At 62.9% G+C, this 13,568-nt stretch carries 10 protein-coding genes; 4 read left to right on the forward strand and 6 right to left on the reverse strand.

Translation table 11 applies throughout. The features are described 5' to 3' along the window. Positions 1-22 precede the first annotated feature (22 nt). From H597_RS0108240 to H597_RS33160, 3 genes are all read right to left on the reverse strand, one after another. On the reverse strand, positions 23-1,681 hold the full coding sequence (locus H597_RS0108240; RefSeq protein ID WP_229632133.1) for an ABC transporter ATP-binding protein: 1,659 nt from the start codon (positions 1,679-1,681) through the stop codon (positions 23-25). Positions 1,682-1,796: 115 nt separating this feature from the next. Beyond that, the gene (locus tag H597_RS0108245; RefSeq protein ID WP_028101717.1) at positions 1,797-3,548 is read right to left on the reverse strand and encodes an ABC transporter ATP-binding protein; all 1,752 of its coding nucleotides are present in this window, start codon (positions 3,546-3,548) and stop codon (positions 1,797-1,799) included. 182 nt (positions 3,549-3,730) lie between these two features. After that, a complete protein-coding gene (locus tag H597_RS33160; protein WP_051293625.1) occupies positions 3,731-4,309 on the reverse strand; it encodes a phasin family protein in 579 nt (192 codons plus the stop codon). Between the two features lie 174 nt (positions 4,310-4,483). On the opposite strand from H597_RS33160, the gene H597_RS0108255 reads away from it, so the two are divergent. The 4 genes from H597_RS0108255 (at position 4,484) to H597_RS30215 (ending at position 8,615) form a co-directional block, all read left to right on the forward strand. Then, the gene (locus tag H597_RS0108255) at positions 4,484-5,785 is read left to right on the forward strand and encodes an amidohydrolase family protein (protein WP_028101718.1); all 1,302 of its coding nucleotides are present in this window, start codon (positions 4,484-4,486) and stop codon (positions 5,783-5,785) included. A gap of 34 nt (positions 5,786-5,819) precedes the next feature. Continuing rightward, entirely contained in the window at positions 5,820-6,341 is a 522-nt protein-coding gene (locus H597_RS0108260; RefSeq protein WP_035373627.1) for a GNAT family N-acetyltransferase, read from the forward strand. Then, on the forward strand, positions 6,338-6,847 hold the full coding sequence (locus H597_RS0108265) for a GNAT family N-acetyltransferase (protein ID WP_035373545.1): 510 nt from the start codon (positions 6,338-6,340) through the stop codon (positions 6,845-6,847). Before H597_RS0108260 ends, H597_RS0108265 begins: the two co-directional genes overlap by 4 nt. A gap of 136 nt (positions 6,848-6,983) precedes the next feature. Further along, positions 6,984-8,615, forward strand: a complete 1,632-nt coding sequence (locus H597_RS30215) for a methyl-accepting chemotaxis protein (protein WP_035373548.1) — start codon at positions 6,984-6,986, stop codon at positions 8,613-8,615. Here H597_RS30215 and H597_RS35850 read toward each other — a convergent pair. Genes H597_RS35850 through H597_RS0108285 form a run of 3 tightly spaced genes read right to left on the reverse strand, consistent with a single transcriptional unit; the run spans position 8,612 to position 13,562 of the window. Beyond that, positions 8,612-8,788 (reverse strand): hypothetical protein, encoded by a 177-nt coding sequence (locus tag H597_RS35850; protein WP_229632125.1) that lies wholly within the window; start codon positions 8,786-8,788, stop codon positions 8,612-8,614. The two genes, H597_RS30215 and H597_RS35850, sit on opposite strands and share 4 nt — an antisense overlap. Beyond that, on the reverse strand, positions 8,740-11,742 hold the full coding sequence (locus H597_RS30225; protein ID WP_051293626.1) for an alpha/beta hydrolase-fold protein: 3,003 nt from the start codon (positions 11,740-11,742) through the stop codon (positions 8,740-8,742). The genes H597_RS35850 and H597_RS30225 overlap by 49 nt, the downstream gene beginning before the upstream one ends. Beyond that, entirely contained in the window at positions 11,739-13,562 is a 1,824-nt protein-coding gene (locus tag H597_RS0108285) for a glycoside hydrolase family 13 protein (RefSeq protein WP_028101721.1), read from the reverse strand. The genes H597_RS30225 and H597_RS0108285 overlap by 4 nt, the downstream gene beginning before the upstream one ends. Positions 13,563-13,568 lie beyond the last annotated feature (6 nt).

Consider the following 13,568-nt stretch of genomic DNA (forward strand, 5'->3'; position numbering starts at 1 on the left):
CTTTTCGTGCGGAAACAAAAAATCAGGCGGCCAGTTGTTGTAAAAGGTAGAGGCGCTGATACAAACCGTTGTCGATTTGCATTAGTTCTTCATGTGGTCCCTGTTCCGCAATGCGGCCATGGTTCAGCACCACGATGCGGTCCGCCTCGCGGATGGTCGACAGGCGGTGCGCGATGGCGATGATGGTGACCTGGCCGCGCAGCTCCTTCAGCGCCACCTGGACGATCTGCTCCGTGTGCGAATCGATGCGCGACGTGGCTTCATCGAGCAGCAGGATGCGCGGCTTGCCGGCCAATGCGCGGGCAATGGCGATCAGCTGCTTCTGGCCGGATGACAGGCGCGAGCCGCCTTCCCCCATCACGGTATCGTAGCCGTCTTCCATCGCCATGATGAAGTCGTGGCAGTGGGCGGCGCGCGCCGCCGCCTCGATCTCCTGCTGCGACAGTCCGCGCCCCATGTCGATGTTCTCGCGCGCCGACGCGGCCAGCAGGAACGGGTCCTGCGGCACCAGGCCGACTTCGGCGCGGAACTGCTCATTGTCGATTTCATCGAGCTGCATGCCGTTCATGCGGATGCTGCCCTGCGGTGCCGGGTAGTAGCGCAGCAGCAGCGACAGCAGGGTCGACTTGCCGCTGCCAGTATGGCCGACGATGCCGAAGAAGGCGCCTTGCGGGATTTCCAGCGACAGCTGGTGCAGCACGCGCTGGCCTTCGATGTATTCGAAATCCAGGTTGCGGATATCGATGGCCGGCGCGCCTTCATCGTTGGCGGCGTGGCGCGCATGGGCATTGGCGCCAGCACGATGTTCGGGCGCGCTCTGTTCGCCAAGCAGGATCGCCACACGCGACGTCGCCACCACCGACTGCTGCAGCTGGCTGAATTGCATGGTGATCTGGATCAGCGGCTCGATCACGCGTGCGATGTAGTTGATGAATGCATATAGCACGCCCACTTCCGCCGCGCTCATATCGCGCTGGCCGAACATGAAGATCACGGATGCCAGCAGCAGGACGTTCAGCATATCGAGCGCGGGGCGCAGCAGCCAGGCGTTGGCGCGGATTTCCGCCAGGCGCTGGGTGTAATGTTCCGCATTGGTGGCGGCGAAGCGTTCGCCGAAGCGCTGCTCCGCATTGTTCGCCTGCAGCACCGTCATGCCGCCGATCGATTCGGCGATCTGCGCATTGATATCGCTGCGCAGCTGGCGCGCGCGCGTCACGGCCGGGGCGCTCAGGCGCTGGTAGGCCCAGACGATCACCAGCACGAAGGGCAGCAAGGCCACCACGATGGTCATCAGGCGCCAGTCCAGCCAGGCCATGGCGGCGACGGTGCCGAGCAGGACGATGGTGCTGTCCAGGATCACGAACAGCACCTGGATGTACAGCCCCTTCACCGCTTCGGTATCGTTGGTCACGCGCGACACCAGCTGGCCGGTGATGGCGCGGTCGAAGAACGCCATCGGCAGCCGCAGTACGTGGCTGTAGACGCGCTCGCGCAGGCGCTGCACCGAGCGCATGGCCACGCCGGACAGGCGCACCAGCTGCCGGTAGCGCACCCAGGTCGCGATCCAGCCGGTCAGCAGCACGCCGCCGAGCAGCCAGGCCATGCGCGGCCAGTCCAGCTGCCTTGGCAACAGGTGTTCGTCGATCAGGCGTTTGCCCAGCAAGGGGCCAAGCACTTCCATGCCGGCCGCCAGCACCAGGAACAGTACGGCCCAGCCGAGATGGTGCAGGTCGGGAGCGGAAGCTGCGCGCAGCAGCCCGACGGCCTGGCGCGTCTGTTCGCGCGCGCTGTGTTTTTCAGGCTGCGTCAAGGCTGGCCTCCAATTGTTGGTAGCGCCACTGGCTGGCGTACCAGCCGTTCAGCGCGAGCAGTTCTGCGTGCGTGCCCGATTCCGTGATGCGGCCATGCTGCAGCACCACGATCTGGTCCGCGTCCACCACGGCGCTCAGGCGGTGGCTGGCGATAATGGCGCAGCGCGTGGTGTGGGCGCGGCGCAGCTCCTCCAGGTGTTCCAGGATGGCCGTTTCGGTGCCGGTATCCACGGCCGACAGGGCATCGTCCAGCAGCAGCAAATCGTTGTCGGACAGGAGCGCGCGCGCGATCGCCACGCGCTGGCGCTGACCGCCGGACAGCGTGATGCCTTTTTCGCCGACTTCCGTTTCGTACTGGTGCGGGAACAGCAGGATGTCGTCATGGATCGCCGCCAGGTCGGCGGCGCGTTCCACTTCGGCGCGGCTGGCGCCGGGGCGGGCCAGCGCGATATTCTCGGCAATCGTTGCCGAGAACAGGAAGGACTCCTGCGGCACCCAGCTGATTGCCGCGCGCAGGGCCTGCAAGGTGTACTGGTCCAGCGCATGGCCGCTCCACTCGGCGCGGCCATGCGTCGGCGTGACCTGGCGCAGCAGCACGCGCAGCAGGGTCGATTTGCCGGATCCGGTGGGGCCGACCAGGCCCAGGGTCTGGCCCGGCTGCAGCGTCAGCGAGATATCGGACAGCGCCGCTTCCTGCTGGCCGGGATAGGAGAAGCCCACGCCGCGCAGCTCGAGATTGCCCGGCGCGACATGCGGCAGGCTGCCATGGTCTTCGATGGTCAAGGGCGCATCCAGCATGGGCTGCAGGCGTGCATAGGCGGCACGGCCGCGTTCAATCAGCGACAGCACCCAGCCGGCCGCGAACATCGGCCAGATCAGCTGGCCCAGGTACATGCTGAAGGAAGTCAGTTCGCCGATGGTCAGCTCGTTGCGCCAGACCAGGAAGCCGCCCAAGCCCAGCGACAGGCCGGTGGCGGCGGTCAGCGTCAGGCCGACTGCCGGCTCGTAGGCCGCCTCCCAGCGCTGCGCCGTCAGGCTGGCATCGGCGGCGGCGCCTGCCAGTTCCTCGAAGTGCTGGCTGCTGCGCTGCTCCAGGCCCAGTGCGCGCAGGGTGCGCACGCCGGACAGGGTTTCCTGCACGTGGTCATTCAGGGCGCTGAAGCGCTTGAGCGAATCCGCCGAAGCAGTATGGATGTGCGAGGAAATACGCCAGAAGGCCCATGCCATCAGCGGAAAAGGAATCAGCGCAAACAAAGCCAGGCGCCAGTCGACGCCGACCAGCATCATGCCCAGCACCAGCAGCAGCGTCAGCGAACCGTCGAAGCCGGCCAGCATGGCCTCGCCGGCCGCCATTTCGATGGCATCGATATCGTTGGTCGCCAGCGCCATCAGGTCGCCGGTACGCTGCTTCTGGAAGAACTGCGGCCCCTGCAAGGACAGGCGGCGATAGAAGCGCGTGCGCAGCTCGACACCCAACTGATAGGCGGCGGAGAACAGCTTCATGCGCCACGCCACGCGCAAGCCGTAATTGGCCACGCCCAGCAGGAGCAGCAGGCCCATCGCCTGCAACAAGGCCTCGCGGCCAAGCTTGCCCGCCGCCAGGCCATCGACCATGAAGCCGATCTGGCGCGGGATCCAGATACCGATAATGGCGACGCCGGTCAGCATGGCGCCGGCGGCGACGTAAGGACGCCAATGGCTACGGACGAAGCCACCGATCAGGCGCGATAAACTCATATGCTTGGAAGAAAAATGCTGGCGAGCCTGCAAGCATACATCAGCCCTGAATTTTTCGCCGAGCGGGCTTTGTGAATGAAAGTCTGGGTCAGCTCTGGCAATCGGACATTTCGCTGCGCTGCGCGTAGCGAAATGTCCGATTGCCAGAGCTGACCCAGACTTTTAAATCAGAAGGCTTTGCTTTATTTTTTTTGCTTCGGTACTGCGGTGGGGGCTGCGGCGATGGCTTCGGACTTCGCGTCGGGGAAGATGGCAGGCTGCTTGACCGGCTTGCTTTCGGCCTTGACTTCCGGCTTGCTTTCTTCCGCTTCGACCTTGGCTTCGACCTTTTCAATCTTCGGGATTGGTTTGACGACTTTCGGGACCGGGGCTTCCACCGGTACGGCGACCGGGGTGGCCAGCTGCTGCACTTGCGCAGTCTGCTTGCCCGCTTCCTTCAACTGCTCTTGCGCGGCCTGGAACAGTTCGGCCTGGGTGTTGCTGGCAATGCTGAACAGCTCGCGGTTGTAGGCAAAGACGCCATCGAAGTTCGGCACGCGGGCCGAGCTCTTGGCGAAAAATTCTTGGGGATCTTTCGCTGCCAGCAGCTCGCGCGCTGCGGCGGAACCTTTTTCGACGTTGGCTTTGGTGATGCTCAGGTTGAGGGCAATCACCTTTTGCGCGCCTTCGAATGCGGTGGCGGCGAAGTTGTTGAGGATTTTCAGCTGCGCTTCCAGCTGCGACTTGGTGGCTGCGGAAAATTGCTCGGGAATCGAAAACATATTTTCTCCTGGATCGATGGGAAATGGTGCGCTGCAATAAACCCATTCTAGCGGCGAAATATGGTAATGGAAAGACATTTTTGCCGACTTTTGAAGCGAAAGTTATGCACTGCAACATTGCAAGTCCTGCGTTCTCCTGCTTACAATCGGCCATCTCATTCGTGGAGTCAGCCGATGGATCTTGTCATCCGCAATGCCAGCTTGCCGGACGGCCGCCGGGGCGTCGATATTGCGATCGACCAGGGCCGCATCGCCGCTGTCGCGCCAGGTTTGCCAGCCAAGGGGGCGCGCGAGATCGATGCCGAAGGCGACCTGGTGACCCCGCCTTTCGTCGATGCGCACTTCCATATGGATGCCACGCTCAGCTATGGCCTGCCGCGCGTGAACCAGTCCGGGACGCTGCTCGAAGGCATCGCCTTGTGGGGCGAGCTGAAGCCGCAGCTGACACAGGATGCCTTGGTGGCGCGCGCGCTGCAGTATTGCGATTGGGCCGTGGCGCGCGGCTTGCTGGCGATCCGCAGCCATGTCGATGTCTGCGACGACCGGCTCCTGGCGGTGGAGGCGCTGCTCGACGTGAAGCGCCGCGTGGCGCCTTACCTGGACCTGCAATTGGTGGCCTTCCCGCAGGACGGTGTGCTGCGCAGTCCCTCCGCGCTGGCCAACCTGAAGCGTGCCGTCGCCATGGGCGTCGATGTGGTCGGCGGCATACCGCATTTCGAGCGCACCATGGCTGACGGCGCCGAGTCCGTGCGCATCCTGTGCGAATTCGCCGCCGATCAAGGCTTGCGCGTCGACATGCATTGCGACGAATCGGACGATCCGCTGTCGCGCCATATCGAAACGCTTGCCTTCCATACGCAGCGCCTCGGCTTGCAGGGCCGCGTCGCCGGTTCGCACCTGACCTCGATGCATTCGATGGACAACTATTACGTCAGCAAACTGCTGCCGTTGATCAAGGAGGCTGGCGTGGCGGCTATCGCCAACCCGCTGATCAACATCACGCTGCAAGGCCGCCACGACAGCTATCCCAAGCGGCGCGGCATGACCCGTGTGCCGGAAATGCTGGCGCAGGGAATCGATGTCGCTTTCGGCCACGATTGCGTGATGGACCCCTGGTACAGCCTGGGTTCCGGCGATATGCTCGAGGTGGCCCACATGGGCTTGCACGTCGCGCAGATGACAGGGCAGGATGCGATGAGGGACTGCTTCCGGGCGGTGACCGAGACGCCAGCCAGGATCCTCGGGCTGGAAGGCTATGGCTTGCACCCGGGCTGCCATGCCGATCTGGTCTTGCTCGATGCCGGCGATGCGGTGGAAGCCATCCGCCTGCGCGCGGCGCGGCGCCTGGTGCTGCGCCGCGGCCAGGTGGTGGCCGAATCGCCGCGCGCCGTGGCGCGGCTGGCGCTGCCGGGGCGCCCGCCCCAGGCGGATTTCCGGCTCCCGATGCCCGCTGGACTTGCAAGGAAAAATGCATGACAATTCATCATCATTCCTGCCGTTGGGAGCAGCTGTGAAAGACATTGTCATCCGCCCGGCCAGCGAGGCCGACTTCGACTCCATGTGGACGATTTTCCAGGAGTTGATCGCGAGCGGGGATACCTATTACTTCGCGGCTGAAACCAGCCGCGACGACTGCCACGCCTACTGGTTCGGACGCAATATCAAGACCTGGGTGGCGGTGCTGAACACCGGCCGCCTGCTCGGCATGTACCGCCTGCTGCCCAACCAGCTGGACCGCGGTTCGCATGTCGCCAACGCTTCCTTCATGGTCAGTCCCGCCGCGCAGGGCGTGGGTATCGGCAAGATGCTGGGCCGCCATTGCCTGGAGCAGGCGCGGCGCGACGGCTATTTGTCCATGCAGTTCAATTACGTTGTAAGCACTAATGTATCCGCCGTGCTGCTGTGGAAGCGGCTCGGTTTTTCCGTGATCGGCACGCTGCCGCGCGCCTATCGCCACCAGCAGCTCGGTTTTGTTGACGTGTATGTGATGTACAAGTTCCTGGCCGACCCCAACGATTGGCCGGAGCAATGATCGATACCGAACGACTGAATCTGCGTCCCCTCACTGTTGACGATGCGCCGTTCTACCTGCGCCTGGTGAATGAGCCATCCTTCCTTGAAAATATTGGCGACAAAGGCGTGCGCGACCTGGACGGCGCGCGCTCTGCGCTGCTGGCGGGCCCGATCGAGATGCAGGTGCGCCTTGGTTATTCCCTTTGGATGGTGACGCGCAAGGAAGATGGCGCCTGCATCGGCATGTGCGGCCTGATCAGGCGCGACACGCTTCCGGGTACCGATATAGGCTATGCCTACCTGCCGGAGTTTTGGGGAAGGGGGTATGCCTGGGAAGCGGCGTCCGCTGCGATGGCTTATGGCCGCGATATTGTCGGGCTGCCGTTCCTGCTCGGGATTGTATCTCCTGCCAATATTGCTTCATCTGCGCTGTTGAAAAAGCTCGGCATGCACTATGTCGAGCGGCTCGCGACGGAGAAAAACACGGATCTTTACCGTATTGAGTTCCCCCCGCGCCACAAGTAGGCGTAAGCCAACAGAGGTTTCTTGGCTTTTACTACCCAAAGGCGCATGATTTAGATTGCAGACCGAAACCAAGGCACACTTATTTTTGCCCTAGAGAAAATTTCGGCACGTGGTCTAACTACAAGGGATACAGATCATGAACTTTGGAAACCTCAAAATCGGGGTCCGCCTTGCAGCGCTGGGCGGCTTCTTCCTGCTGGCGCTGTTGACGGTCGGCTACCAGGGCTGGAGTGCGATTAACCTCATCAAGTCGAACAATGCCCAGAGCATGCAGCGCTCGGTCGATCTGACCCAGGCTGTCGATACTGCGCGCGGCGCCCAGGTTGAATTCAAGATTCAAGTTCAGGAGTGGAAAAACATCCTGGTGCGCGGCCATGATCCGGCCCAGCTGGAAAAATACTCGGCCGCTTTCGTCAAGAGCGGGCAAGCCACAAATGCCGAGTTGCAGAAACTGTCCGGCTTGTTTGCCAAGTTGAAGCTTGAAACCAATCTTGATGATGAAGCGATCAAGATGCACGAGGACTTGGGCAAGAACTATATGGCCGCGCTCAAACAGTTCGACACGGCCAACCCGGACAGCTACAAGATAGTCGACAAGGCCGTTGCCGGCATGGATCGTCCACCAACCAAGAAGATCGACGAGATCGTCGAGTTCATCGACACGCAGTCGAAGAAGAATGTGGCCGAAGCCACGGCTGCGGCGGAGGCGACCAGCCGTTCCGCCACCATCACGCTGCTCATCGTACTGGTCGTGACGACAGCCATCGGCGCCGCCATCGTGTGGTGGATCGTGAAGGGCATTACCGGTCCGCTCGACCAGGCTATCGAAATTGCGAAGACCGTGGCTGCCGGTGACCTGAGCCGCGAAGTGGAAGTGAAGACCACCGACGAGGTCGGCGAGCTGCTGGGCGCCTTGAAGCAGATGAGCGGCAACCTGGCCGAAATTGTGGGCCGTGTGCGCGTCGGTACGGAGACCATCGCCAGCGCTTCGAGCGAGGTGGCGACGGGCAGCATGGACTTGTCGTCGCGTACCGAACAGCAGGCCGCCTCGCTGGAGGAAACCGCTTCGTCGATGACGGAGCTGACCAGCACCGTTCGGCAAAACAATGAGAACGCGACCCAGGCGCGCAAGCTGGCCGACGAAGCGTCGAACGTCGCGGTGCGCGGCGGTGCCACCGTGTCCGAAGTGGTACAGACCATGGGCGCGATCAACGAGTCGTCGCGCAAGATTGTCGATATCATCGGCGTGATCGATGGCATCGCGTTCCAGACCAATATCCTGGCGCTGAATGCGGCGGTGGAAGCTGCGCGCGCAGGCGAACAGGGGCGCGGTTTTGCGGTGGTGGCAGGCGAGGTGCGCAACCTGGCGCATCGTTCCGCAGCCGCCGCGAAGGAAATCAAGGAATTGATCGGTAATTCGGTGGAGCGTGTGGAAGAGGGCAGCCGCCTGGTCGGCGAGGCCGGCGTGACCATGGAGGAAGTGGTCAACAGCGTGCGGCGTGTGACGTCGATCATTGGCGAGATTGCGATTGCAACCGGCGAGCAGCGCGACGGCATCGAGCAGATCAGCGATGCCATCGCCCAGATGGATTCGGTGACGCAGCAGAATGCGGCGCTGGTGGAGGAGGCCGCCGCCGCCGCCGAAGCCTTACAGCAGCAAGCCGCCAGCCTGACCGAGGCTGTTTCGGTGTTCAAGGTGCGCGATGCGATGGGCGGCGCGCGTCCGCGGCTGTCCGCAAGCCGCAGCCTGCAGACCTTACCGGCTTAAGGTTTTTTCCTGCCGAAGAACCAGGCCAGCGCGACGTGGACGCGACTGGCCCAGGACTGCTCATTATGGCGCCCGCCTTCATCGACCAGGAACAGCAGGTCGCGCCCTTCCCGGTAGCCTTTCTTCAGCAGGGCCTGGCGGAATGTTTCGCTGTCATCCAGGCCGTCATACACCGTTCCGCATCGATATAGAACCTCACCGGCATCCGTTTCGGTGGATGCTTGAGTGCGTCCTTGTTGTTCCACCAGAAGGAGCTGGAGAAGCCCCCAGCCATCGAGAATACCTGCGGGTAGCGCTGCGCAATGCCGATCGATGCAAGGCCGCCCAGGGATGATCCCATCACCGCTGTGTGCTGGCGGCCCGGCTTGGTGCGGTATTGCTTGTCGACCCAGGGCTTGACCGTCTTCGCCACGAAGTCGGCGTAGGCCTTGAGTTTTCCGCCGCCGTGTTTGGGATCGCAACAGGGTGTGTATTCGGCAACGCGGTCGCTGTTATTGTCGATGCCGACCACGATCACTTCATCCATTTCCCCGTCGCGCAGCAGGCGGTCGATCACCTCGTCGATATTCCATTCGGTACCGAAGCTGGCTGTTTTGGGATCGAACAGGTTCTGGCCGTCGTGCATGTAAAGCACGGGATAGCGGCGCTTGGTGTCGCTGCCGTAGCTTGGCGGCAGGTAGATGCGCAAAGTGCGCTCGTTGCCGAGCTGGGGGGATGTGAATTTTTCCACCAATTGCAGGGTGCCGTGGCGCGCGGGCTTCGGCGCCGCAGCGGCGGGGAGCAGGCGTGCGCCTTGCACCTTCGCTTCGTTACGGGCACCGCCGGCGCCGCCGGCATCGGCGTAAGCGGCATTGCTTTGCAGGCCGCTCATATTGTAGAACGGCTCCAGCTCGAGCCGGTAGCTTCCTTGTTTCAGCTGCGCGGTCAACGGTGTGGACCATGCCGGGCCGTTGCCGGGGGCATTGTGCGGCATCTGGATGATGCCCTCGGCCGCTACCGCTCCTTGCTGGTCGCGCAGGTGCAGCATGTACACGGCGTTGGTGACGCCGAGGTTGATCTGGTGGGCATGGTTGTCGTAGCGGAACTGGACGTAATAGCGGCCGTCTTTGGCAACGGTCACGCTGTCGATCGGACCGGCGTTGTTGTCCTCCGCCGCGGGACACAGGGCTTGCGAGTGATGGCTGCGCGTGCCGGTCGCCGGGTAGACGGTCTCCACCGCATAGCAGGACGACGCCAGCGGGGTGCTGTGATCGGTCCAGTCGCCAGCAGTGATATTGCTTGCGATGAGCTGCCCGTCGCGATAGATGTTATACCGGGCCTCACCCTGCAAGTTCGCGCCCGGCGCGATATGCAGTCTCGCGCCCGGATTCCCGGGCACGATTTGGACGACGGGTTCCGGCGGTGCAGTGGATGCCGTCTCGCCGCCGGCAAAGGTGATTTGCCTGCGTCCCGGCACCAGCGGCCCCATTTCCACCTCGACCAGGTTATCGTCCGCCAGCGCATTCCATGCGACGGGACCTTGGATGTCCTTGCCGTTCACCTTTGCGCCGGTCGGCAGGTAGTAGCCCTCCAGCGCCACGGCAGGAGGAAGCTTGATCTTGATGCGCAGCCGCTTGCCATGCAGGGCGAGCCCGGAAAGTTCCACCTGTTCGCTGCCCGTGAACCATTCGCGGCGCAGGCGGGACGTGATGAATGGATTGATGTTCAGGCGTTCCGAGTCCACGGTGACGCCGAACGCCTGCTGTACCACCATTCCCAGGAAAGCCCCGACAGACCAAAGCTGGCGCCGGGAATTGATGGCCGGTGCGGACGGATCGCCGCCTTGCCATTCCATGTTCTCCATGTTCGACAGTTTCAGCGCCGCGCCTTGCAGCAGGCTGGCGTAGGCAGCATCCGCCACGGCTACGTTGCCGTATTGGGCCGCAGCGCGCAGGCCGTAGGCGCTCACAAAGGGCCACAAGGCGCGATTGTGGTACGCCGGGACACCTGGCTGCTGCGGCCAGATCACCGGAGCCCCCAGCGGTCCATGCGGATAGCGGGCCAGGATCGATTGCGCCTGTTCGGCATCCGCCACGCCTGTGATGATGGCGAGCGACTCGCCAAGCCAGTCGAACTTGTGCAGGGGCGCACCGTCGAAATGGCCTGCGGTCAGGCTGCTGTACATGCCGGCGTCCTTGAGCCACAGGCGGTCATTGATGGCAATCTTCAGGTCCGCCGCCCAGAGGACGTAGCGCCGCACATCGTCGTTATCGCCGGCTTCCAGTGCAAGTTCCGCAGCCAATGTCAGGGCTTTGTAATGTGCGACATTGGTCGACAGAGACTGCGACGTGGCCATGCTGGAAAGGTCGTTCGAAATCCAGGCCGCATACGATTGCTCGCGCCAGTCGAGGAAGGACTGCTCTCCGTTGTACAGACCGCTCGCCGGATCGTAGGCGGCAATGCGGTCGTTCTCAATGGTATTGCGCAGGGCATGCAGCGCGGTCGCCGCAAATTGCGCGCGTTCTTCCGGCGGCAGGGATTTGAGCACCTGTTCGGCACCGAAGGCCCAGCTGACGCGGTCGGTGCTGACAGGCCAACTGCCGCCGCTGCCGGTATCCTGCACGATCTGCAGGCCGTCTTCGCTGCCTGCCGCCAGCGCCGGCTTCGCGCCGCGATAGCCGGAGAGCTTGAACTGCAGCGAGTTGCGAGTGCGTTGCGGGTCAAGCATCGCCAGGCCAAGACTAGCTGCGTAGGACAGGTCGCGTGTCCACACGTAATGCCATTTCTCCCCGGTTTCGAAGCACAAGCATGCAATCGGCTGGCCAGCGTTATAGCTGCCGTCGCGGATCGCCTGTACGGAATCCTGTTTCATTTCCGTAATTGCCAGCGCAAACAGGGCGTCGAAGGCCAGGTTGCCGCTGCGGACCTTGGGCTGGCCTGGCTGTTCGGCATAGGTGATCGACTGTGGCGCATTGTCGCGCAGCGGCATGGTGGTGGACTGCGTGTAGCTGCGCAGGTCCGCTTGCGTATCAGGCGTGGCGAAGCGCGCCTTGTAGGCGCCAAAAGGCAGCTCGAAACTGGTATCGGCCAGTGCTGGTGCGCACGCCACCGCACCCGCGATGGCTGCGGCAATAGCGCGCCGCATCATTGGACCTCCATCACGAGCACGCTGCGGGCAGGCAGGGTGAATTTCCCATCGAGCGGCATGCTGCGGCCGGTGATGACGTCGGTGCCGGTTTTCGCGCCAGCCAGCATTTCGCGGAAGCGGTCGGCGTCCAGTGTGATGTCTCTGGCATTCTTGTTTAGCGCCACCATGATTTTTTGTGTGCCATCGTAACGGAAGTAGACATAGGTATCCTGTTCCGGACCGAACTGCATCATTTTGCCATGCTGGACCGCGCTGGATGTCTTGCGCCAGTTGGCGAGCTTCTTCACGAAAACCTGCATCCCGCGCTGTTCCGCGCTCAGGCCTTCGCCGGTGAATGCGTTTACCTTGTCGCCGGCCCAGCCGCCCGGCATATCGTGGCGGTAGGACGGATCGTCGCGGCCCTTCACCGTGCTTGGCATCAGGACCTCCGTCCCGTAGTAGAACTGCGGAATGCGCGGCACGGTCATCGTAAAGGCCAGCGCCATGCGCAACAGGGCGGGGTCGCTGTTCACCATGCTGAAGCTGCGCGCCAGGTCGTGGTTTCCTTCGAACAGGACCAGGTTGGAAGGATTCGGATAGAGGTAATCCTGCGCCAGTGTTTCGTAGACGTCGTAAAGGCGGTAAGTGCCGTCTGTGTCGCCCAGCGCCTTGCGCAGCACGTCGTTCAGGGGGAAGTCCATCATGCTTGGTGCGTTGAGCGCCTGCCAGCGGGCCACGATGGGAATCCGCGTGCTCCATTCCTCGCCGACCATATTCAGGTTCGGGTATTCCGCCAGCAGGCGTTTCGACCATTCGGTCAGGAAGGCCGATTCGGAGTAGCCGTAAGTATCCACGCGCAGGCCCGACAGGCCCGCATACTCGATCCACCAGATATTGTTCTGGATAAGATAGTTGGCCACGTAGGGATTGCCCTGGTTCATATCCGGCATCTGCGGTCCGAACCAGCCCTGGGTAAAGTTGCGCGCGTCTTCCTTGCTGCCGTACGGGTCGGTGTTGGCGACACGGTGGTGGGCGGTCGGCGTGTACTTGCCGTCGTAGCTGAGCCAGTCCGGCATCGGCATATCCTTCATCCACCAGTGGCGGCTGCCGATGTGGCTCAGCACCACGTCCTGGATCACGCCAATGCCGCGCGAGCGCGCCTGCGCCACGAAGGCTTTGTAGTCCTCGTTGCTGCCATAGCGCGCGTCGATCTTGTAATGGTTGGTGGCCGCGTAGCCATGGTAGGAGTGGATATCCTGGTTGTTCTCCACCAGTGGCGTCGGCCAAATCTGAGTGAATCCCATCTCTTTCACATAGTCGAGGTGTGCGGCCATGCCGGCCAGGTCGCCGCCGTGGCGGCCGTTGCCGTCGGCCCGATTGGCCTGGTCCGGCATGCCGGCCACGCTGTCGTTGGCAGTGTCGCCGTTGGCGAAGCGGTCCGGCATGACCTGGTAGATGGCGTCGGCACTGGTGAATCCCTGGCGCTGCGCGGAACCGGGGGCGCGCGCCAGGAGCTGGTAGCTATATAGAAGGGCGGCTTTGCCCGGCGCTGAAAAACGGATATCGAAGCGCCCTGGGGCAACGCCGGGCGCCAGTATCAGGTCGATGAACATGTAATTGCGGTTGGCGACCCGGCTGACGCTGCCGATCCGCACGCCCGGGTAGTCGATGGCCGGTTCCAGCTCCGCCACGTTCGTCGCATGCACCATCAGCTGCAGTTTGGGGCTGTGCATGCCGGCCCACCAGAATGGCGGCTCCATATGCCGGACCGTGGCGGGGGCGGCGGCTGCCCCTTGCAGTAAAGCAATACCCAGCAGGGCGGCGAATGCGGTCTTCTTCATCGGGTC

The sequence above is a fragment of the Pseudoduganella violaceinigra DSM 15887 genome, from assembly GCF_000425385.1.
Taxonomy (GTDB): domain Bacteria; phylum Pseudomonadota; class Gammaproteobacteria; order Burkholderiales; family Burkholderiaceae_D; genus Rugamonas; species Rugamonas violaceinigra.

Bases quoted from the DNA above. Each gene is read 5' to 3' on its own strand.
- H597_RS0108240 (WP_229632133.1), bottom strand. From the start codon at position 1,681: ATGGAAGTGCTTGGCCCCTTGCTGGGCAAACGCCTGATCGACGAACAC.
- H597_RS0108245 (WP_028101717.1), bottom strand. From the start codon at position 3,548: ATGAGTTTATCGCGCCTGATCGGTGGCTTCGTCCGTAGCCATTGGCGT.
- H597_RS33160 (WP_051293625.1), bottom strand. From the start codon at position 4,309: ATGTTTTCGATTCCCGAGCAATTTTCCGCAGCCACCAAGTCGCAGCTG.
- H597_RS0108255 (WP_028101718.1), top strand. From the start codon at position 4,484: ATGGATCTTGTCATCCGCAATGCCAGCTTGCCGGACGGCCGCCGGGGC.
- H597_RS0108265 (WP_035373545.1), top strand. From the start codon at position 6,338: ATGATCGATACCGAACGACTGAATCTGCGTCCCCTCACTGTTGACGAT.
- H597_RS30215 (WP_035373548.1), top strand. From the start codon at position 6,984: ATGAACTTTGGAAACCTCAAAATCGGGGTCCGCCTTGCAGCGCTGGGC.
- H597_RS30225 (WP_051293626.1), bottom strand. From the start codon at position 11,742: ATGATGCGGCGCGCTATTGCCGCAGCCATCGCGGGTGCGGTGGCGTGC.
- H597_RS0108285 (WP_028101721.1), bottom strand. From the start codon at position 13,562: ATGAAGAAGACCGCATTCGCCGCCCTGCTGGGTATTGCTTTACTGCAA.